The sequence below is a fragment of the Vibrio orientalis CIP 102891 = ATCC 33934 genome, assembly GCF_000176235.1.
Taxonomy (GTDB): domain Bacteria; phylum Pseudomonadota; class Gammaproteobacteria; order Enterobacterales; family Vibrionaceae; genus Vibrio; species Vibrio orientalis.
This window is the reverse complement of record NZ_ACZV01000005.1, coordinates 1,135,251-1,158,233: the sequence shown is the minus strand read 5'-3', so window position 1 is coordinate 1,158,233 and position 22,983 is coordinate 1,135,251. Positions and strand designations below refer to the sequence as shown.

16 protein-coding genes are annotated in these 22,983 nt (G+C 45.5%); 9 read left to right on the top strand and 7 right to left on the bottom strand.

The genetic code is table 11. The features are described 5' to 3' along the window. Nucleotides 1-8 precede the first annotated feature (8 nt). From VIA_RS16045 to radD, 4 genes are all read right to left on the bottom strand, one after another. On the bottom strand, nt 9-1,352 hold the full coding sequence (locus VIA_RS16045; protein ID WP_004414243.1) for an ATP-binding protein: 1,344 nt from the start codon (nt 1,350-1,352) through the stop codon (nt 9-11). Further along, complete coding sequence (locus VIA_RS16040) at nt 1,342-2,001, bottom strand: response regulator transcription factor (protein ID WP_004414242.1); 660 nt, start codon at nt 1,999-2,001, stop codon at nt 1,342-1,344. The genes VIA_RS16045 and VIA_RS16040 overlap by 11 nt, the downstream gene beginning before the upstream one ends. A gap of 13 nt (nt 2,002-2,014) precedes the next feature. Further along, nucleotides 2,015-2,353: a PepSY domain-containing protein gene (locus VIA_RS16035; protein WP_412774855.1), complete on the bottom strand. Its 339-nt coding sequence runs from the start codon at nt 2,351-2,353 to the stop codon at nt 2,015-2,017. 132 nt (nt 2,354-2,485) lie between these two features. Continuing rightward, nucleotides 2,486-4,228, bottom strand: a complete 1,743-nt coding sequence (radD, locus tag VIA_RS16030; RefSeq protein WP_004414240.1) for a DNA repair helicase RadD — start codon at nt 4,226-4,228, stop codon at nt 2,486-2,488. A gap of 73 nt (nt 4,229-4,301) precedes the next feature. Between radD and rsuA the strand changes: the two genes are divergently transcribed. The 3 genes from rsuA (at nt 4,302) to VIA_RS16015 (ending at nt 7,026) form a co-directional block, all read left to right on the top strand. Continuing rightward, nucleotides 4,302-5,003, top strand: a complete 702-nt coding sequence (gene rsuA, locus VIA_RS16025; RefSeq protein WP_004414239.1) for a 16S rRNA pseudouridine(516) synthase RsuA — start codon at nt 4,302-4,304, stop codon at nt 5,001-5,003. A 158-nt stretch (nt 5,004-5,161) separates the two neighbouring features. After that, on the top strand, nt 5,162-6,367 hold the full coding sequence (locus VIA_RS16020) for a Bcr/CflA family multidrug efflux MFS transporter (protein ID WP_004414238.1): 1,206 nt from the start codon (nt 5,162-5,164) through the stop codon (nt 6,365-6,367). Continuing rightward, nucleotides 6,367-7,026, top strand: a complete 660-nt coding sequence (locus VIA_RS16015) for a DUF2913 family protein (RefSeq protein WP_004414237.1) — start codon at nt 6,367-6,369, stop codon at nt 7,024-7,026. The genes VIA_RS16020 and VIA_RS16015 overlap by 1 nt, the downstream gene beginning before the upstream one ends. 22 nt (nt 7,027-7,048) lie before the next feature. Here the strand turns inward: VIA_RS16015 and VIA_RS16010 are convergent, their stop codons facing one another. Beyond that, nucleotides 7,049-8,482, bottom strand: a complete 1,434-nt coding sequence (locus VIA_RS16010; protein ID WP_004414236.1) for a DUF2867 domain-containing protein — start codon at nt 8,480-8,482, stop codon at nt 7,049-7,051. A gap of 107 nt (nt 8,483-8,589) precedes the next feature. On the opposite strand from VIA_RS16010, the gene VIA_RS16005 reads away from it, so the two are divergent. From VIA_RS16005 to nhaA, 5 genes are all read left to right on the top strand, one after another. Then, nucleotides 8,590-9,960: an MATE family efflux transporter gene (locus tag VIA_RS16005; RefSeq protein ID WP_004414235.1), complete on the top strand. Its 1,371-nt coding sequence runs from the start codon at nt 8,590-8,592 to the stop codon at nt 9,958-9,960. 123 nt (nt 9,961-10,083) lie between these two features. Next, complete coding sequence (locus VIA_RS16000) at nt 10,084-10,755, top strand: ABC transporter ATP-binding protein (RefSeq protein ID WP_004414234.1); 672 nt, start codon at nt 10,084-10,086, stop codon at nt 10,753-10,755. After that, on the top strand, nt 10,736-13,189 hold the full coding sequence (locus tag VIA_RS15995) for an ABC transporter permease (protein WP_004414233.1): 2,454 nt from the start codon (nt 10,736-10,738) through the stop codon (nt 13,187-13,189). Before VIA_RS16000 ends, VIA_RS15995 begins: the two co-directional genes overlap by 20 nt. Then, the gene (locus VIA_RS15990; protein ID WP_004414232.1) at nt 13,190-14,311 is read left to right on the top strand and encodes a lipocalin-like domain-containing protein; all 1,122 of its coding nucleotides are present in this window, start codon (nt 13,190-13,192) and stop codon (nt 14,309-14,311) included. Between the two features lie 258 nt (nt 14,312-14,569). Next, complete coding sequence (gene nhaA, locus VIA_RS15985; RefSeq protein ID WP_004414231.1) at nt 14,570-15,754, top strand: Na+/H+ antiporter NhaA; 1,185 nt, start codon at nt 14,570-14,572, stop codon at nt 15,752-15,754. An 87-nt stretch (nt 15,755-15,841) separates the two neighbouring features. Here nhaA and VIA_RS15980 read toward each other — a convergent pair whose 3' ends face one another. Both VIA_RS15980 and VIA_RS15975 read right to left on the bottom strand, forming a co-directional pair. Then, nucleotides 15,842-16,456 carry an OmpA family protein gene (locus tag VIA_RS15980; protein WP_004414230.1) on the bottom strand — a complete coding sequence of 205 codons (615 nt, stop codon included), beginning with the start codon at nt 16,454-16,456 and terminating at the stop codon, nt 15,842-15,844. A 1-nt stretch (nt 16,457) separates the two neighbouring features. Beyond that, on the bottom strand, nt 16,458-17,771 hold the full coding sequence (locus VIA_RS15975) for a TolC family outer membrane protein (protein WP_004414229.1): 1,314 nt from the start codon (nt 17,769-17,771) through the stop codon (nt 16,458-16,460). 296 nt (nt 17,772-18,067) lie between these two features. On the opposite strand from VIA_RS15975, the gene VIA_RS21565 reads away from it, so the two are divergent. After that, entirely contained in the window at nt 18,068-22,894 is a 4,827-nt protein-coding gene (locus VIA_RS21565) for a cadherin domain-containing protein (RefSeq protein ID WP_004414228.1), read from the top strand. Nucleotides 22,895-22,983: the final 89 nt, after the last annotated feature.

Sequence of the window (22,983 nt, the reverse complement as noted above, 5' to 3'; positions counted from 1 at the left end):
GGCCAAGCTTAATTTGAGGACTTAAATGAAAGCACCGCTTTTAAGCCGCCCATAGAGCTAGCCGATAGGGTAAATTTGCCTCTATAACTGTGTGCCATTTCACTGACAATATTGAGACCTAGACCAGTGCCAGGGGTCGTTTCATCGAGACGAACACCTCGTTTAACCGCTTGCTGAAGCTTATCATCAGGAATACCCGGTCCGTCATCTTCAATGATGATATCGATATCGCCATCGTTGGTTAGCTGTGAATGAACACGAATGATGCTTGCAGACCATTTATAGGCATTTTCCAGTAAGTTACCCACCATTTCATCGAGATCGGTCTTATCTACAGCGACTTCTATATCTGAATCAAGCTCGTTGATGAGCGCGATGTCGCGTGAAGCATAGACCTTATCAAATGCCATAGAAATAGCGTCAACACGCTCTGAAGGGTTCGCACGTACCGCCAAAATGTTCTTTGAGCCGGCCATGCGAGCGCGACCTAAGTGGTAATCAATTTGACTTTGAATTTGATCAACAGGAGGCTGCAATAGCTTCTGTGTCTCGCTGTCAAAGTTATGAATCTCGTTCTTCAGTACTGAAAGCGGAGTCTTCAACGCATGAGAGAGGTTGCCGGCATGATGTCGCGCGCGTTCTAGTAGCTCTTGATAGTGAAACACCAAAGCATTCAAGTCGGAAACAACCGGCGCGACTTCTTTCGGGTAATCTTCTTCGAGCTGCTTTTTATCGCCAGAGCGGAGCTGCGAGAGCTCTTTGTGCATTTTGGTTAATGGGTGTAATGACCACTGAACCTGCAACATGATAACCGCAAGCACACCAAAGTAGAGTAGGCCGAGAATGATCCAAAGCTGACTCATCAAATCACGCACTGTATCTTCAATCGGCTGTTCATCAATACCAACCAATACTTCAATTGGGCCATCGTAGTCGGGGTAATAGAGTGTGGTTTTTAGGTAGATGAGTTTTTCATCTCTCGCACCAAAATACTCTTTCTTTAGGCCTTTCTTGGCTTCAATCTTTTGATCCCACAAAGAGCGAGAACGCAGTAAATCAGCGTCGGTTCTTGCTGACCAGTAGAGGCCACTGTATGGGCGGTTAAAACGAGGATCAGAAAGGTTAGTAGTAAGAGTTAGTGCACCCTTGTCGTCTGCTTCGAGAGAGGCAGAAATCTCATCCATATAGATAGACAGCTGAGATTTTGTGTCGCCAACCATGTAGTTAAATACTTGAGTGGGCACGCTGACACCGGCCGCAATGACCATCGCGGTTAACCAAACGATAGCCGCCAGTACGAGGCGGCTTTTTAAACTTAGACGCTTAAGCAGGGTGCGCTTATTATTCGGCATTAAGCTGATATCCTAGACCGCGAACGGTTTTGATCACTTTTGGCGCGATTTTTTTGCGGATACGACCAATGAAAACCTCGATGGTGTTTGAGTCCCTATCAAAGTCTTGTTTATAGATGTGTTCAACCAACTCTGTACGTGAAATGACCTTCTCAGGGTTATGCATGAAATAGGCAACAACCTTGTATTCTAGTGCTGTGAGGCTAATTGCTTGGCCTTGCCACATTACCTTGGAAGTACGAGTGTCTAAACTCAGATTGCCAATCTGCATCACAGGGGAGGCATTACCCGAAGCGCGGCGCAGTTGAGCGCGTATACGTGCGGTTAGCTCAACCATTTCAAACGGTTTGGTTAAGTAGTCGTCAGCACCAGCATTTAAGCCTTCAACACGCTGCGTGAGTGTGTCTCGTGCACTTAGGATAACAACTGGCGTGTTAATGTTTTCGTCTCGAATACCTTTAAGAACTGTCAAACCATCAAGTTTCGGAAGGCCTAGATCGAGGACAATCACGTCCCACTCTTCAGAGGTCGCTCGGTACAATGCATCGATGCCATCTTGAGAGAGCTCTGGCACCCAGCCAGTTTTCTCAAGAGTTTCAACAATTTGTTCGCCTAGGCGCGGGTCATCTTCCACTACAAGAATTTTCATAAGCTTTTATCTTCTATTTTTTTAGTGCTTGTTTAAGGTTTCTACCTTTAATTTGCAGCATTTCGAGTGTTTCTGCGTTGTATTCAACTTTGATGATGTTGTTATCGTGGTTTATCTTGAGCTCGTAAATCCAAATATCATCATCTTCTTCAAGTTCGACGTGAATAATTCGTCCATGCAGATCGCGCTCAACGGCAGCATACATTTCAGAGAAAGGACGAATGTAGCCTTCTTTGACCGCTTCATAGACTTCGTCTTGGTCTTCTTCAAACTCAATTTTAGCACCTGGTTTGTGAACGTCTTGCACCAGTGCGTGGCCATCTTGATCGTCGTGATCGTGTTTCTTCGCCATGCTAGGGAAGGCGATCAGCAGACAAGTTAATATTGTTGCGGTACTGAGCAGCGGTCGCTTGAACATAATCTTACCTTTTACGAATTTCTGGAATCCAGTATACATTGGCAAAAATGAACACCAAGTGAATGGTTAACTATTCGATAACTCATCTTCAAATATTTTATCGCGCATCTTCCAAAATCGACCTGATTTTCGCGCAATCACAAATTGAGGGGGACGAAAACGGTGCTGGCTGTTGACCACCTTGGTTGGTGAGGCCTCTTCAAAAGGACGATGTTTGTCGGCAAGGTGGGGTCTAACAAACTGATCTTTAAATCGTTGCTTTTGGTTTTTAGTGGTCAATGACCAAAATTCACTGACCTGAGCCTGATTTTCTCCAATATAAGAGACTTTAAGGCTGCTTTTACCCTTGTCATCTTTATACACGCTGAGATCCATCTCTATACATTCAAATACTAATGCATCTTTCAGGTTTAACGCCTCTTTAAGCTTTTTGTCAGGGTCGACTAAGGTTGCATCACACTCGTGACAGATTCGTGCGGCAATATCATTGTCCGCGCCACACTCGCCACAGTACTTCGCTCTGAAGCGATAATTGCAGTGTTCCCGTTCACCCGTTTCATCATCTTCAAAGAAACCTTGGCATTTACGGCCAAAGTGTTCGATTAAGTATCCGTTACTATCAAGCTTACCCCAAAAGTTGTTATTAAATCCGCAGGCAGGGCAAGGGATGGTGATGATTTCACTGTCTGAGTCTGGCTTAGGGTCGCCCACTTCAGGTTGGTAAAGATCGTAGCTGTTACCTGCGTAATCGAGTACCAAACACTCATCTTTTCCAGGCGATAAACGCAGTCCTCGACCAACAATTTGCTGGTAAAGGCTGATGGATTCCGTCGGGCGAAGAATCGCTATAAGATCTACGTGAGGGGCGTCAAAGCCTGTTGTTAATACCGATACGTTGACCAAGAATTTGATTTTTCGATCTTTAAAGTTCTGAATGATGGCATCGCGCTCAGGTGTTGGAGTGTCACCAATTACGATAGCGACCTGATCTTGTGGCAGTAATCCATAAATTTCTTGAGCGTGGCGAACCGTCGCGGCAAAGATCATGATGCCTTGTTTCTCTTTAGCCAGTTGAATGATTTGCTCAACGATTTGTGGAGTCGCACGCTTAGCTTTATCGATCACCATATCGAGTTCCGCTTCTTTATATCGCCCTGTATTGGCGGGTTTCAGCTGGGAAAAGTCGTAGCTTAAAACCGGGGCGTCCATCATTCGAGCTGGGGTTAGGAAGTTTTCATCCAGCAAATAGCGAATAGGTAACTCGAAGATGCAATCTCTGAAAAAGCGTGGCTCTTCGCTTCTGACCAACCCTCGGGTGTGATATTGATAAATCCATCCCATGCCTAAACGATAAGGTGTAGCGGTTAATCCAAGTACTTTGATGCCTGGGTTTTGCTCTTGCAGATGGGTGATGACCTTTTGATAACTGGTCTCTTTATTATCCGGAACGCGGTGACACTCATCGATGACCAGAAGCGAGAATTGGTTTTTAAATTGGTCAAGATTGCGTACGACAGACTGAACGGATGCGAACACCACTTGTTGGTCTGTTTCTTTGCGGCCAAGGCCTGCTGAAAATATTGAGCCTTTAAGCCCGTAACCTTCATACTTTTCGTGGTTTTGCTCAACCAGTTCTTTAACGTGGGCCAGCACTAAGACTCGACCTTTAGCAAGGCGTGCGAGCTCTGCAATTACAAGGCTTTTCCCTGCACCAGTCGGTAGTACAAGTACCGCTGGGGTAGAGTGTTTACGAAAGTAATGGATAACAGCTTTGACAGAGTCAGCCTGATAAGGACGCAGTGTATACATAAAATGTGTGAAATAGCTCAACTATTTAGTCTAGTGGCACTATAATACCTCACCTAACAAAGATGAGGTATTCATGCGTTTAGATAAATATTTGTGTGATGCACTAGGTGCGACACGTAGAGAGGCAACAAGAATCATCAAAAGTGGTGATGTAACAGTTAATGATGTCGTGCAGAAAAGTGGTTCAGTTAAAGTAACAGATGGCTGTACTGTTGAATGGCAGGGGCGTGAGCTCCAAAAGCCAGGTCCTCGCTATATCATGCTGTTTAAACCCGATGGCTTTGTTTGCTCGCATGAAGACGGCTTTAATCAAACTGCGTTTATGCTGCTCGATGAAGTGAAGATTGAAGAGCTGCATTTCGCGGGTCGACTAGATGTCGATACCACAGGGCTAGTATTAATTACTGATGATGGTAAATGGTCTCACCGTATTACTTCACCAAAGCATAAATGTGAGAAAACTTACCGAGTGTGGCTGGCTGACCCAATTCAAGCTGACTATGTAGAGAAGTTTGCCGAAGGTATTCAACTGCGCAATGAGAAGGGGCTGACGCTTCCAGCGCAACTTGAGATTGTCGACGAAGAAGAAAACGAAGTACTGCTTACGATTACTGAAGGTAAGTATCACCAAGTAAAACGGATGTTTGCTGCGCTGGGTAACAAGGTTGAACATCTTCACCGTGAGCGTATTGGCGATATCGAGCTTTGTGAATCACTAGAACCAGGTGAATACCGTTACTTAACAGAAGAAGAAGTTGCTTCTATTTGGAAATAATACCTCTCGTAGGAATTAGTTTATTTCCAACTAGGAACTAGTCTTTTAGGCAGATTTGATTGAGGATAGATCGGATCAATAACACCTAAAAAGTGTTTTATTTTCTGTTTGGTTGCAGCACGGAAGCTGCATCTGATACGCAACCGAGTAGGAGAGTTATGTCTGAAAGAATGGTAGAGAATACCAACGCCCCCCAAATCAGTTTCTTATTATTTTTAGTCTTGGGGGCAATCGGTGCCTTAACACCGCTAGCCATTGATATGTATTTGCCAGCAATGCCGACCATCGCCCGAGATTTAGGCGTGGCCGAAGGTGCTGTTCAAATAACACTAACCGCATACACAGCAGGCTTCGCCATTGGTCAGTTGATTCATGGTCCGCTAGCGGATAGCTACGGTCGACGCCCTGTATTGATTCTTGGCGTGCTATTTTTCTGTTTGGCGTCTGTTGTGAGTGCAACGACGACGGGAATTGAAGCGCTAACGTGGGTTCGAACTGCTCAAGGTTTTGCTGGCGCAGCCGCTGCGGTAATCATTCAAGCTGTTGTGCGCGATATGTTTGATCGTGAAGATTTTGCGCGTGCAATGTCATTCGTGACCCTCGTTATGACCATCGCACCATTGATCGCTCCAATGATTGGCGGATATGTTGCAGTATGGTTTGGTTGGCGTGCGATTTTCTGGATTTTAGCGGTGTTTGCTTTAGTCGTAATAGCACTTGTGCTGTGGAAGATTCCTGAAACACTCAGCGAAGAGAACAAGCAGCCACTGCGGATTAGAACAACACTACAAAACTATATGCGTCTGTTTAAAAATCCAGTCGCGATGGGACTGATTTTCTCTGGAGCTTTCTCATTCGGAGGGATGTTTGCATTCCTAACCGCAGGCTCGTTTGTCTATATTGATATTTATGGCGTAAGGCCTGACCAATTTGGTTACTTATTTGCCTTAAACATCGTCGCAATGATCATCATGACCAGTATCAATGGCCGCTTGGTGAAGAAAGTCGGTTCACACGCGATGTTGCGTTTTGGTCTTCTCGTTCAGTTGATTGCTGGTATTGGTCTCTCGGTTACCTGGTTACTTGATGCAGGGCTGTGGGGCACAGTCGTCTTTGTTGTGATGTTTATTGGTACATTGTCGACCATTGGTAGTAACACAATGGGTCTGCTATTAAGCAGTTATCCATCAATGGCGGGTACGGCTTCATCATTGGCAGGCACGCTCCGTTTTGGTACGGGGTCGATTATAGGTGCTGTTGTGGCATTCATGCCGAGCGGCGTAACATGGCCGATGATTTCGGTTATGAGCATCTGTTCGATTGTTTCGGCAGCATGTTATTGGATATTTGGAAGAAAGGCATAATGTCTGAATACACGATAGAAATACAAAAACTGGTTAATAAAGCGTTAGATGAGATTGCTAAAGAGCACGCTTCGGGTAAGTTAACGAATGGCCCGACGGCGAATAACCTTTACTTGGTGCGTTGGATTACAAAAGCGATCAAGTCTCAGCAGTTTCCTCGCATTGTTGCGGACGATTTAATTCGTTGGCAGAAAACGGGGCGCTCAAAAGGGAACAATGCGGGGCTTATGCAGATATTCCAACGCATTTCTAAGTTTTACAGTCAGTTTTTCCCTGAAGGTGCACCAGAGCGTGTGATCAAAGACCATGAAATCAATGCCTTTATTGATATGATGGAAGAGCATAACTGGGAAGTGACAACGTCAGAAGAATTGGTTAATTGCGGTAAAGTGCAGCTCTTCACTGAAGGGCCAAACTCATTGGCTATGTGCACAGAACAATGTGAAAGCTGCTTTGATGGCGAAGATATGATCAAGCCGATGAGCTGGTTTGTACGTGGACATCACGCAGACTTCGTTGAAAAAGCATCTGCCGCTGGATTTATGGTGCACAAAGTGACGGACTATAAATCAAACGTTAAATATCATGGTGAATACATTGTGTTCCCTGCAAACCGTGGTAATCAGTTGGCGGAAATTCCACTTAGTTTGACTGTCTAATTGAACGTTAAAAGAGCTTCCACTACGGAAGCTCTTTTGCTTTTCGAACAATAGCTTTAACCATTCCTTTGAATATAAACAAATGCGCAGGCATCATGGCGAACCAATAAAGCAGGCCTCTAAAGCCTTGTGGGTGCCACCAAGCTGTAACAGTTAGACGCCGTTCGCCCCCTAAATCCTCAATGGCGAATTCTAAACGGCCAAGCCCCGGACCTTTCATCCCAAATAATAATGAGATAAAGCGATTTTCTTCGCAGCGAATGACCTTCCAGGAATCAATAAAGTCACCGACTTGTAATTCTGGCCCCGGTGGTGAGCGACGAATGGGCTTACTCCCACCGAAGAAAATGTCTAGCCATTCTCGCGTACGCCATAAACTGTTGGCAAAGAAATAGCCTTGTTCACGACTTCCTATCTTGCGAACCAGTTTCCATAATTGGCTCGCTTCAAGCGTAGTTGTAATAGAAGCGCCAGTTTGTTTTGGATAATAACCATAGCCAGGTTGCCAACGGGAAAGCGCTGCAGGGTCAAAACCCCACACGTTGCTGCGCACGAAAGTACCTTCACGCTCAATACTCTCAGTCACCATCTGAACAAAGGAGATCATGGCTTGAGGGTATTTCTGTTTAATTTGCTCAGAATCTGCAACAAAGTCGTGCTCGAGACCAGAAAGTAGCGCACTGCCAATACTAGAAGGAACAGAGGTAACAACACCCAGCCACTGCGAAGCCATCTTAGGTGTTAAAAAGCGGGTCGGGAAAATCTTTATCGGCTTGTTTACCGCGCGAGCTATGACATGAAATTGCTCGCGATAGGTTAGAGTTTCTGGGCCGCCAACCTCAAATATATCGTGGTGAGTCGGGGTCTCTTTAGCCACAGAAAGTAAGTAATGATTGAGGTTTTCTAGCGCAATTGGGTTTGCCTTAGAATCTACCCACTTTGGTGTGATCAGCACGGGCATGTTGTAGACAAAGTCGCGCATGATTTCAAACGCGGCAGAGCCTGGACCAATAATGACACCTGCGCGAAGCTCAGTAATCGGTATACCCGATTTTCGAATAATGTCCCCAGTCATACGGCGCGCTTTTAAGTGATTTGAATCACCGGTTTGAGGCTGTATCGCACTTAAGTAAATGACGTGTTTTACCGAGCTACCTGTTAATGCCTGCTTAAAGTGTTCAGCCAAAGAGACTTCGTATTCAAGGAAGTCATGCCCATGAGCCATACCATGCACAAGAAAATAGATCAGTTCGAATTGAGGGATCAGCTCTAACGTCGCTTGCTTATCGGCTAAGTCGAGATAGCACATGGTCAGGTTAGGATGAGGCTCTACTCGGGCGGAAAGATAGTCGAGATGTCTTGATGCAGCGGTGACTTGATAGCCTTGTTCGCACAGCTTATGCAGCAGCTGCGAACCTACGTATCCTGATGCACCTAAAACCAGAACCTTTTTCATCCCGAACCCCTATGGTTTTTATGGTTTCATATTCTGACTGATCATATAATACACAATCTATTTTTTCTCTTATATCATATTGTTGCGGTCAGAGGTGCGTCGTCTCCATGCTTTCTCAAGTTTTACTTCATACTCGAGGTGATTTCATCCGTCGCCTGATCGCGATTGCGATGCCCATTACGCTGCAGAGCATTATGTTCTCTAGCCGAAGTCTAGTCGATGTCCTGATGCTGGGTCAGCTAGGGGAAGCTGAAATTGCGGCTGTCGGTGTTGCTGCTAGAGCCACCTTTGTTACCACGATTATGCTGGTGGGCGTGACCACTGGCGGCTCACTACTTACAGCGCAATATTGGGGGGCAAATAACCGCAAAGGGGTGCGTGAAAGTACTGCTTTAACATGGTTAGTCTGTACTGCTTTTGCCGCGCTAACTGCATTGCTGTTTATTTTATTTCCGAGCCAGATCATGGGGCTCGCGACGAGTGATCCTGAGGTTAACCAGCTAGGTAGTGAATATTTGGTTATCACGTCGGTCACCATGTTTGCGGTTTCTTGCGTTGCCAGTATGTCTGTCGGCTTACGTGCAATGCATAAGCCTGGCTTGAGTACTTTCTTTAGTGGTATTGGGATACTGTCGAACGTCTTCCTCAATTGGGTATTTATCTTTGGTAAGTTTGGTGTTCCACCAATGGGAATCAAAGGTGCGGCGATTGCGACAGTACTCAGTGGGGCAATTGAAGTTGCGACTCTATTTAGTTACCTCTATGCGCGTAAGCACTTATTAGCCTTTGGCATTGAAGATATTCGTCAAGTGATTGAGTGGCAACGTGTCGCTAAGTTTCTTCGATTATCTTTACCGACGACATTTAACTTCCTTGCATGGGCTGGGGGACTCTTTGCCTATCACGCTATTATGGGCCAGTCGGGTGTGCAGGGCTTAGCCGCACTGTCTGTAATGACGCCAGTAGAATCGATTGCACTTGCTCTCTTGATCGGTATGTCAAATGCGGCCGCTGTGCTAGTCGGAAACCAGATTGGTGCCAAGAAATATGAAGCGGTTTACTATCAAGCGATAGGGGTGACTTTGCTGAGTTTACTTGTTGGTATTGTCGTGGCTGGTTTGCTCTATTTTGTGCAAGGCGCTGTATTAGATGCCTTTAGCGCATTGACGAATGAAACCCGATTGCTCGCTGAAAAATTCATGGTGGTCTTGAGTGTCGGGATTGTTCTGCGTTCTATCCCAATGATGGCGATTGTTGGCGTTTTAAGAGCGGGTGGGGATGTGAAATTCTGTCTTTACCAAGATTTGGTCGCGCAGTGGCTGATTGGTATTCCACTAGCTGCGTTTGCTGCCATTGGCTTAGGTTGGTCACCTGAATGGATCTATTTACTCTTTCTAACTGAAGAGTTTATCAAATGGTTTGGCTCTCTCTATCGAATGAGTACACGCAAATGGATCAGGAATTTGATCGAAAATTAGACATTGACCGTCCATGGAGTGCGTTTTGATGCATATCTTGTGATCTAGAATCCAAATAACTTCCTTGAAAGCGTGATTTAGTGTAGATTCACACTCCTATTTTAAAGGTTAACGAGAGAATCGATGTTACAGCTGACAGACCTATGTAAAGGCTATGTAGATGGCGGTGAGTTTCACCCAGTTTTACAAGGTGCTGAGCTAACATTGAAGCAGGGCGAGCAAGTTGCTCTTATGGGCGAAAGTGGTTCAGGTAAGAGTACCTTACTAAACCTTATCGCTGGCCTAGATACTGTTGATTCAGGGGAAGTATTGTTCCCAAACTTTTCGATGCACGACATCGCTGAGACTAAACGAACTGCTTACCGTCGTAATAATATCGGTCTTATTTTTCAACAGTTTAACCTTCTTCCTACGCTAAACGTCGCTGATAACATCCGCTTTTGTCGCCAACTTAAAGGATTGCCTGAAGATCAGGGGCTGTGGCGTCAAATCCTTTCTGCACTCGATCTTATGCCTTTATTAGGGCGTTACCCTGAAGAGGTTTCCGGTGGCCAGCAGCAACGTGCTGCGATTGCGCGAGCGTTATACATGGAGCCGAAAATTCTTTTAGCGGACGAACCAACAGGTAGTCTTGATGAGAGAAATGCCGAAGCGGTGATGCGTCTATTGACGACATTGACCAAGCAACTTGAATGTACCTTATTATTGGTGACTCACAGTGAGCGAGTCGCCGACCATATGGAAGGGAAGGTGAGACTTCAAGGAGGACAACTTCATGTTATGGCCCGTAGTTAAAGCGCTACTTGGCCACTACAGACGTTATCCTTTTCAAATAATTTTAGTCTGGCTGGGCCTAACCTTAGGTGTTTCTCTTCTTGTTGGTGTGACTTCCATCAACACTCATGCTCGTCAAAGTTATGAGCATGGTGAAAAGTTATTCTCGAATCCTCTTCCGTACCGCATTCGTCCTAAACATGTAACGAACAAAATTCCGCAGGGCTTCTATGTCCAATTACGCAGAGACGGGTTCAATCAATGTGCACCGTTTGAAAGCTTGCGCGTGGATACCGCTGACGGAGCAGACTTGATGCTTGTCGGTATTGACCCTGCTGCACTGATTCGTTTTCAGCCGGGAACATTGCTTCAAAACATCTCAACTTTGGCGTTGATGCAGCCACCATACCCAATTTTAGTCAGCGCTGATTTAGCAAAGCATATGAAATGGTCCAATGGGGACTCAATCACACTAGCGGACGGCAGTAAGTTAGGCCCTGTCATTATTGAAGATAAAGGCCAGCTTAACGGCACCAGAATCATCGCTGATATGTCACTACTTCGCATGCTAGAGCGCAGTGCGGGGATTTCAACGATCGCTTGTAGCGAGATGCCACCAGAAAAACTGGCGAAGCTCAAAGCGATGTTACCGAATGGAATGGAACTAAAGCGCAGCTCTCGAGCAGAACTTGAATCATTGACTCAAGCATTCCATATGAACTTGAGTGCAATGGGGATGCTTGCCTTCTTAGTCGGCCTGTTTATCTTCTATCAAGCGATGTCACTATCATTGACTCAACGTCAGCGTTTAGTCGGTATTTTGCGTCAAACCGGTGTTTCGGGTTGGCAGTTGGCCCAAGCGTTGTTGCTTGAGTTAATCGCATTAGTGGTTGTTAGTTGGGTATGTGGTAATGCATTTGGTATGTTACTGGCCAACCAATTGATCCCAACGGTATCAGCAAGCCTTGGTGATCTTTATGATGCCAATGTTGGTTTAGCGATAGAGTGGACATGGCAAAGTAGTCTATACAGTCTGTATCTTTCCGCTGTCGGCGCGATTGTCGCTTGTGCTTGGCCATTAGTTCGTTTACTTCGCTCTCAACCCGTTCGTTTAACGACTCGATTATCTCTTATTCGTTTCACTGGTACAGAGTTTACTATTCAAGCTTTGATTGCCTGTGCGCTTTGTGTTGCTGCTGTCGCTATTTACCAAGCGCCGCAAACCCAAGAGTCAGGTTTTGTCATCATCGCGCTTATGCTCTTGAGTGTGGCACTGTTTACGCCTTATATCGTATGGAAGGTATTCGAAAGCTTCTCCTATACGCTTCGTTGGGTCAAAGTGCGTTGGTTCTTTGCCGATGCCGCAGCAAGCATGAGCTATCGCGGCGTCGCGACAATGGCATTTATGTTGGCGATGTCCGCCAATATTGGTGTAGAAACTATGGTTGGCAGTTTCCGTGACACTACGGATAAATGGCTAAGCCAGCGTTTAGCCGCTGACTTATATATCTACCCGAATAACAGTTCTGCTGCGCGAATGAGCTCTTGGCTATCTAAGCAACCTGAAGTGGATTCAGTCTGGTGGCGTTGGGAGAAAGAAATTTCTACCGCAAGAGGCGCTTTACAAGTCGTCAGTACTGGCCCATCTGAAGGCGAGTTAGATGCGCTGACGGTCAAATTAGGTGTCCCGAACTATTGGTATCACTTGCACCACTCTAAAGGGGTTATGGTGAGTGAGTCGATGGCACTTAAGCTCGGAATTAGACCCGGTGATTATGTCGACTTGTCAGGTAAGTTAGGTCAAGGCTGGCAAGTCGTTGGGGTTTACTATGACTATGGTAATCCGTACAACCAAGTACTGCTTTCTCATCGCAATTGGCTATATGCCTTTGCAGGGAGCGGAAGTGTTGCGTTAGGCACTGTATTAAAAGAGGGCGTCAATCCGGTAGGGTTAAAGCGCCGTCTCGAAGCGGTATTTAGGATTGATTCTGAACGCGTCTTCGATAATAGCCATATTCATAATCAAGCGATGAAAGTGTTCGACCGGACATTTTCCATTGCAGATACGCTTGGCAACATCACCTTGGTGATTGCTGTATTCGGGATCTTTTTCTCTACCGTTGGTGGTGAAGTCTCGCGGCAAAAGCACATTGCGTTGCTCCGGTGCCTCGGGATGTCAGGTAGAGAGTTGGTGCTAATGGGAAGCTTGCAGCTATTTGTGTTCGGCGCCATTTCTTTGCTTATTGCGATGCCACTCGGGCTCGCGTTGGCGCGATTAGTTGTCGACATCATTATTAAGCAATCATTTGGCTGGACGCTCGAACTACAGTTTATTCCTGGTGAATACATGCAAACGGCCACATTGGCGATGCTATCGCTGATGATCGCAGGGGCAATACCTGTAATTAGGATTATTAAAAGTACGCCAATGAAGGCATTAAGGGATTCGCTATAAATGAAGGTTAAGATAAAGAGAACAACCAAGATCTTTCTTGTTGTAGTAATGACAGTTGTTACGCTTGTTGCTCTTTATCTGAACAACTCACCTCAGTCTTTCGTCTCTGGGGAAGAGGATGAGCTCTCTTATGCGCTGCGTGCTCCAAGAGATCAAATCTTTGAGCCCGTACTTCCAGATAGCCCGGTCATTCTGCCGAGAGACTTTGCTTTTCATAATAAATTCCAACATGGTTGGTGGCATTTCTTCGCCAACGTGAAAGATCAAAAGGGCAACGAATACGGTGTCCAGTGGAGCTACTTCCGTGTCGCTAGCAACGATAGTGGTATGTCAGGCTGGCTGAGCCCACAGCTATTTATTTCCCATATCGTTATTTCTAGTAAAGATCAGGTTTGGCGAGAACAGCGCGTTGCACGTGGTGGGATCGGCCAAGCAGGCATGACGGTTAAGCCGTTTAAGCTGTGGATCGACAACTGGTATTGGCGCTCTTTGGGCAAAACGCCATTTCCAGGTTTACTTGACGTGAAGACGGATAACTTTGCTATCAGCCTTAAAACACTCACTAAAGGTCCATTTGTGATTCCGGGTGATCGCGGTTATGTTCCTAAGCATGATTTATTGCCGATTGCTTCTCACAACATTACTTCTCCTTTCCTTGAAGTCAGGGGCGAATTGAAGCTTGCCAACAATAAAGTTGTGTCTGTCTCTGGCCAAGGGTGGATGAGTAAAGAGTGGGGCAGTGGTCTACTCGCTGAAAGTCAGAAAGGTTGGGACTGGTTTGTTGTCCACTTAGATAACGATATGACTATCTCGGTCAGTCGTTCGCGTCATGAAAAGCAGCTGTCATACTCCTTTGGTACGTTGTCATCGAACGACGGCAAAGTAGAGCGCTTGGACGACAGCGATATCACGATTACACCGCTAGATGAGACCGTGTTAAGAAATGGAAAACGTGTACCTTTACAGTGGTCTATCAAGGTGCCTAAGCATGGTATCGATGTAAATACACAGGCACTAAATAATGATATCTGGCTGCCATTTATCATCCCTTATGGTGAAGGGCCGATTAAAACCACGGGTACTCACCAAGCGTTCGGCTTTATGCAGCTTACGGGTTACTAGAACCATAAGTTAGATAAACCTTCTGTTATCTAAGCCACTTCTCAGATGATGAGAAGTGGCTTTTTGGAGTTTGTATGGAAATCTGTGGATATTGCCTATAATTAATTAAGGAAAATAAATGGCAATTTGATGGTTTTATTCGGAAAAATCGAAATGAAAACACTAAACAAGCGATTATTCCTAAGGTATTGAACTCTATAAACTCATTTGTATTCTTTGTTAATCGCTTATTAACATAATAAATATAAGGGCAATTTCATGAGTGATATTATTCGCGATTTTTTCAAAATGGAGTCTGCGGGCGGCATTTTGCTAGTGATTGCAGCTGCAATCGCAATGACAATCGCTAATACAGATCTAAACGATGCATACCAAGGCTTTCTTCATACATATATATTAGGTATGTCAGTTTCTCACTGGATCAACGATGGCCTAATGGCAGTTTTCTTCCTACTTATTGGTTTAGAAGTTAAGCGTGAGCTGCTCGAAGGCGCACTGAAATCTAAAGAAACGGCTATTTTCCCAGCTATCGCAGCTGTCGGGGGGATGCTGGCTCCTGCATTGGTTTATGTCGCATTCAACGCTGGCGATGCTCAAGCCATTCAAGGTTGGGCAATTCCGGCAGCAACAGACATCGCATTTGCCTTAGGTATCATGGCGCTACTGGGTAAGCGTGTGCCAGTGAGCTTAAAGGTGTTCCTACTTGCTCTAGCAATCATTGATGACCTCGGTGTTGTTGTTATTATCGCACTGTTCTACACAGGTGACCTATCAACGACAGCGTTAGCGGTCGGGTTTGCGATGACAGCGGCTCTATTTATGTTGAACGCCAAGAAGGTAACTAAACTGACGCCGTATATGATCGTTGGTGCCATTTTGTGGTTCGCAGTACTTAAGTCTGGTGTCCACGCAACGCTAGCAGGTGTTGTGATTGGTTTTGCTATCCCGCTTAAAGGTAAGAAAGGTGAGCATTCCCCACTTAAACATATGGAGCATGCACTACACCCATATGTAGCATTTGGTATTCTTCCTCTCTTTGCTTTTGCAAACGCAGGTATTTCATTAGAAGGGGTTTCATTATCAAGCTTAGGCTCTGCACTACCTTTGGGTATTGCACTTGGCCTACTAATAGGGAAACCTCTAGGTATATTTACATTCAGTTGGGTCGCGGTGAAGTCGGGTGTTGCCAAACTTCCTAAAGGCGTTAACTTTATGCATATATTTGCCGTGTCCGTGCTGTGTGGTATTGGCTTTACGATGTCAATCTTCATCTCGTCATTGGCGTTTGGAACGGTGAATGTAGAGTTTGATACTTATGCTCGTTTAGGTATTTTGATGGGCTCTACCACAGCGGCTCTGTTAGGCTACTTCCTACTTCACATATCATTGCCAAAGAAGGCTGCAGCAGTAGAGAGTAACGAAGAGCTAAACTCTCATCACTAATCTAACTCTTGTTGAGGATTAGAAAGTAGTCAAATTTAAAGGCCTTGCGAATGAGCAAGGCCTTTTTTATGTTTGGCGAATATCGGTTTATTTCTCAATGATAGTAAAGATGGTCCATTCATCGATAACTTTTTCGGTTAAACCTACCACGGTAGCGGTTACTCGACGATTGAGTGCATGCGATGTTTCATCGTCCCCTTCAGCCTCCAAACGAGACTCACCATAACCGACAATAGTCACGCGTTTAGGATCGACTTCGAAGTAGAGCAGTTCATCTTCTACAGCATGAGCCCGCTTTTTGGATAGTTCCAAATTGTATTCTGGGTCACCGACTTTACTTGCGTAACCCTGGATCTGAATCGAAGCACTTTGATATTTTTCTAAGAATTGAGCCATGGTTTGGATTTGGTCAGAGAAGATAGGGTTGATTTCATAAGAGTCGTTTGCAAACAGGATTCTCAGCTGACGCTGTTCCTCTTCGACAATCGCTGCACCACAACCATCATTATCCACTTGCGCGCCAATCGGGGTCCCGGGGCAGATATCACGCGCATTGACCACGCCATCTTTATCATCATCGGTTAGATCGGAGACCTGATTAGCCACCGGTGGTTCGACATATTCGTATTCGTCTTCTGCCATAGCAACGGTGTTATGAATGGCTACCACAGCTAAAATAGGAATTAAGTATCGGATATTCATATTAGTACTCCACACGCTCAGTCCATTCTTGAGGGGTATCAACTAGCAGTGCATCTAACAGGTTCCCTGTGGCGTTCATGACGCGGTATTTTGCATATTGCTCTGCGTAGTGTGCATCAAGGTAATCTTTTCTCGCTTCAAACAGCTCATTTTCTGTATTGAGAAGGTCGAGTAAGGTTCGTTGACCTATTCGGTATTGCTTCTCATAGGCAATAACCGTTTCCGATGCTGAATCTACGTGGTCGGCGAGGAAGTTCTTTTGCTGAAGCGTAAGATCGAGCGCGCTCCAAGACAGGCGTAACCCTTCTTCTACTTGGCGATATGCGCCATCACGAAGGTCTTTTGCTTGATTGAGTTGATAGGCGGCTCTTTCTGATAGATCACTGTCTGAACCACCATTATAGATGTTGTATCGCATACGGAGCATAGCAAGAGTTTCTTCACCGCGACCTTCATCTCCCCCTGCGTCATCGCGCCATGTTTGGCTTGCTTCGATAGAAAGGGTTGGGAAGTAGGTGCCTTTTGACTGCTTGTATTGGAAACGAGCGGAATCGACATCAACTAATGAGACTTTAATGACGGGGTGCTCATCAAATGCTTGGTCGAGAGCGTCCGACAACGATAGAGGCAACTTTGTCTCATCCGCCCTTGGATAGATCAACCCGAGCGGATCTTGACCGACTAAGCGGCGAAACTGCGTATGTGTGTCGACTAGGTTGTTTTGTGCAGCTAACAAATTACCATGAGCTTTTGCTATACGAGCTTCAACCTGAGAAACGTCGGCTGTTGAACCGATTCCCGAATCGGCGCGACGTTGAATGTCACGGTAGATCTTTTTATGTACAGCTAAGTTACTCTCTGAAAGAGCGAGCACTTCGGTGGCTTTGACTGCATTTAGGTAAATCTGAGTGACTTCTAGCGCTAAGTCAGAAGCATTGGCCAACAATTGCCATCTTAATGATTCAGCTTCGGCAGAAGTACGGTCAATATCGTTAAGAGTTGCATTCCCGTCCCATAGTAGTTGGGTCAGGCTCACCGTCGCTTCTTTTCTCGTAAGGTTAGTATCTGGCCTACCGGTTGACTCAGCAGGGTCGAGGCCTTCATAACCAATACCAGCATCAAGATCTAGGCTTGGTAGGTATGCACCGACAGATGCGTCATTCTGTTTAACCGCACTTTGGAATTCGTGATAGGAACTCTTGAGGTCGGGATTAGTAGCAAGAGTGATTGCTACAGCCTGTTCGAGAGTCTGCCCCTGGACAGAAAAGCTACATACTGTAATGCAGACTGCTAAAAATGACTTTTTCAACTTCAAGGTAACCTCCTCAATTACAGAACAATTAAGGCTTGGATGAATCGGATATCTATTTACCTGATCTAGATCAGCGGTAAATTACAATTAGCTTAGTAGACGATTTCCATAAATGAGACAGTTAGCTTTAAAAAGATTTTCTCTTGTCAAATTATTTAGACTTTCGTTAGCACTTTCTTGCTATTGACTGGTTTATAAATAGCGTGGCGACTAGATTTTAAGTAGTGCAGTGCGTGCGTTGTATCGATTCCTGTTTTTGGGGAAGGGGAGTTGTGCACCGCTAAAAGGGAGATCTGCTTATGAATGCTAAGAGTTTAGCGCCGTTAATGCTAAGTAATACAACCGTAGTAATCGACATCAATGGGGAGATTAGGCAGCTCCTACCCGGGGAAGTTCCAGGACCCGGTGAAGTCATAGTGGTTGTCGGTCAAGGTGCGACAGCGGCGACGGAAGAAGCTCCTGCTGATTTTGGATTCGAAGCACAGCTAGTTGGAGACGGAGGAGATAATTTTTCTCTCGATCTAGACAACGAAATTGCATCAATCATTGAGCAAATTGAAGAAGGTGTCGACCCGACCCAAAATGAAGACTTTGCAACCGCCGCCGGTGGACAGGACGGTTCAAGCCTTACGGGCTCGGGTGATATTGAGCGTACAGGTGCGGAAACTCTAGCAGAAACTGAATTTGATACAGCAGGCCTAGAGTCTCAGGGGCTGTCTGAAACACAAAGTCTCGCCTTGCTTGAGGTAATTGCACAGACCATTTTTGTTGGAGATGACGATCTTCAAGCCTTCGAGACGGACATTCCTCTCATCCTCAATGGCTCTGTAGAAGCGGTTGATACAGATACACCGACATTTGTCGTACAAGATAATGTTGCTGGTGACTATGGCACGTTCTTTCTAAATTCCGACGGTAGCTGGACATATGTAGCTGATAGCGCATATAACGAATTAAATGTTGGCGATTCTTTAGTCGATGTTTTCCCGATCGAATCTGCTGATGGAACGGTGGGTAGTGTCACCGTTACGATAAATGGTACCAATGACTTGCCTCAATTTGTGGCGACAGATGAGTTTGCACAGGGTGATGGAGAGGTATCTAGCTTTGCCTTTGAAGATGGGGTGTACAGCTTTGATTTTGAAGAAAATAGTGCTGCTGGAACAATAGTCGGGCAGGTTGAAGCGACAGACCCAGATAATCAAGTGCTTGTTTTTTCAATCTCCAGCAATGTTGAGAACGAAGGCGGTGAAGCGTTATTTGCTATTGACTCGGAGACAGGTGAAATCTCACTGACGGCTGCGGGAGCAGAGTCGTTTGCCAATGACTTTGAGGCGCTAAGCAATGTTCATAATTTGGTGGTGACTGTCACAGAGGGCGATGGAATAGGAGAACCACAATCGGTTGATGTAGATGTGGTGTTAACAGAGATAAATGTCAATGAACCACCAGTCTTTGAGCCACCAGTAGGCGGTGGTGATGATTATGTCTTTGCCTATCCAGAAAATAGTGAAGTGGGTGCGGTGGTAGGTTCTGTTAGTGCATCAGACCCCGAAGATACCATCGTTAGCTACAGCTTAGACTTTACCAGTGACCCAACATTAGATGGTTTGTTCTCTATTGATTCTGAAGGCACGATTCGTTTGACCGAAGCAGGTGCAGCGACCTTCACCAATGACTTTGAATGGGGGGACGATAATACGCATGGTATTACGGTCATTGCGACAGATGCGACGGGGTTGAGCACTGAAATTGATGTGGTACTTAATGAAGGGGATGTCAACGAAGCGCCTACGTCCAATGAGCCAGACGGCGGCTATGTGTTTGAGTACGCAGAAAACAGCGATACTGGAACCTTGCTGGGCACAGTGTCAGCATCCGATGTGGATGATGGTGATACGCTTACTTACAGCATTACTACCAATGTGGAAGTGGACGGCTTACCACTCTACCGGATTGATGAAAACTCTGGCGAAATCTATCTGACAGACAAAGGGGTCGATGTCTTTACTAACGATTTTGAAACCGATCCTAATTTGCACAACATCGTGGTGACCGCAACGGACAGTGGAGGTTTACCCGCAACCATCAATGTGACGCTACAAGAAACCGACGTCAACGAAGCGCCTACGTCCAATGAGCCAGATGGCGGCTATGTGTTTGAGTACGCAGAAAACAGCGATACTGGAACCTTACTAGGCACAGTGTCAGCATCCGATGTCGATGAAGGTGATACACTTACTTACACGATTACTACCAATGTGGAAGTGGACGGCTTACCACTCTATCGGATTGATGAAAACTCTGGCGAAATCTATCTGACCGACAAAGGGGTTGATGTCTTTACTAATAACTTTGAAGCCGATCCTAATTTGCACAACATCGTGGTGACCGCAACGGACAGTGGAGGTTTACCCGCAACCATCAATGTGACGCTACAAGAAACCGACGTCAACGAAGCGCCTACGTCCAATGAGCCAGATGGCGGCTATGTGTTTGAGTACGCAGAAAACAGCGATACTGGAACCTTACTAGGCACAGTGTCAGCATCCGATGTCGATGAAGGTGATACACTTACTTACACGATTACTACCAATGTGGAAGTGGACGGCTTACCACTCTATCGGATTGATGAAAACTCTGGCGAAATCTATCTGACCGACAAAGGGGTTGATGTCTTTACTAATAACTTTGAAGCCGATCCTAATTTGCACAACATCGTGGTGACCGCAACGGACAGTGGTGGTTTACCCGCAACCATCAATGTGACGCTACAAGAAACCGACGTCAACGAAGCGCCTACGTCCAATGAGCCAGATGGCGGCTATGTGTTTGAGTACGCAGAAAACAGCGATACTGGAACCTTACTAGGCACAGTGTCAGCATCCGATGTCGATGAAGGTGATACACTTACTTACACGATTACTACCAATGTGGAAGTGGACGGCTTACCACTCTATCGGATTGATGAAAACTCTGGCGAAATCTATCTGACCGACAAAGGGGTTGATGTCTTTACTAATAACTTTGAAGCCGATCCTAATTTGCACAACATCGTGGTGACCGCAACGGACAGTGGTGGTTTACCCGCAACCATCAATGTGACGCTACAAGAAACCGACGTCAATGAAGCGCCAACCTCAAATGAGCCTGATGGCGGCTATGTGTTTGAGTACGCGGAAAACAGCGATACTGGAACCTTGCTGGGCACAGTGTCAGCATCTGATGTGGATGATGGCGATACACTTACTTACAGCATTACTACCAATGTGGAAGTGGACGGTTTGCCACTCTATCGAATAGATGAAACCTCTGGTGAAATCTATCTGACAGACAAGGGCGTCGATGTCTTTACTAACGACTTCGAAACTGATCCGAATTTGCACAACATCGTGGTGACCGCAACGGACAGTGGTGGTTTACCCGCAACCATCAATGTGACGCTACAAGAAACCGACGTCAATGAAGTACCAGTGTTTAATGAGCCAGATGGTGGTTATGAATTTAGTTACAACGAGAACTCAACTGACGCACACGTGATTGGAACTGTGAGTGCAACAGATGAAGACGTTGGCGATGTGGTCACGTACAGTATCAGTACAAATATTGCATTTGGAGGGGAAGATTTATTTGAAATAGACAGTGAAAGCGGTGCTATTTCACTCACAACGGCGGGTGTTTCTGCGTTTACCAACAATTTCGAATCTCTTCCTAATGAGCATATCATCACGGTCGCAGCAACAGATGGTGAACTGACCACGTATGTGGACGTGGACCTATCAGAATTGGATGTGAATGAGCTACCCGTTACCGAAGACTTTAATGTTGATGCGGGTGACGCGATTATTGTTCCAATCATCTTCGACTCTGATGATGAATCTTTAGACCATATTTCAGATGAAGATGACGACTTTAATGGCATTGAACTCAACATCATGATTACCTCTTTACCTCAATATGGCACCTTGCTGTATACCGATGACTTTGGGGAAACACGTGTTGTTACTGAAGCTGACTTGCATGTCCTTGGGGAAGAAATCGATCCAAGCAAACTGTTTGATCCTGATAACTTTACCTATGTTCCTGGTGTCGGCGATGAATTTGAAATGGGTCATAGTGGGGATCCTGCCGATATCGTTCTTGGAGAAGATGGGTTCTACAACTGGGGTGAGTACGTCAGTGATACTGAAAGAGTCATTACGTTAGAAAACGGAAATACCATTGGTGTCAGTATTACGGATAACAATGACAAGCCACTTAAACAATACACAGGCGGTCCCGCCCACGTTGGTTGGGGTATTGGTGATACCGACGGTAATGGTATGAACAAGCAAGAGACGTTGCATATCAATCTTAGCAATAACCCGCTTGGTGTGGTTGTGTTTGGCTTAGATGGTATGGGTGGGGCGTTTAATACCAATAGTAACGTCTATGTCGAGGTCACCTATACCTTAGCGGATGGTACAACACATGTTGAGCAGTACCAGAAAGATGAAGGTGATACTGGTAACGATCAGATTCTCTACGAGTTCAGTTATTCATCACCCGACAACCCAATTGTATCGATGGAGCTAACTGGCAGTGGTGGTAACTGGGAGCTGCGCTACCTATCAGGTACCGAAGATATAACTGAGGATGTTACATTTGACTATGTCGCGGTCGATTCAGAATTAGCTATCAGTAACGAGTCAACAGTGACAATCGATGTTGACGAGTCACCTGAATATGAAGTGCTTTCGGCTGAACTAGGTGATTCGCTTGACGCAGATTTGGGCAACCAAATGATGCTAGGCGATGAAAATGCCAATATCTTCACTTGGTTGGACTCTACATTGGATAACGGTACTGATGTGGTTGACAACTTCGAGTTAGGGAACGATCTCATCGACGTACGAGGAATTCTTGAAGAAGATGATAACGTCATTGTTGGTGATTTGATTGATTCAATCTCAGCGGTCGTTGATGGCGACAATGTTGTGATGACGGTAACGGATGAAGGTAGGGAGCAAACGATAATTCTTGAAGGTGTAACTAGTGCATTTGAGGACGCAGGTTTAATTGCTGATAACACCATTACCAACGAGTTAGAGATGTTGACTCAGATACTTAAAACCGACGCCGCATAACATCAACAAGTCGAATATTAGGCCAACCAAACGGTTGGCCTTTTTGATAGTTAAATCACTATTTTCATGGGATTGATGAAAAAATATTG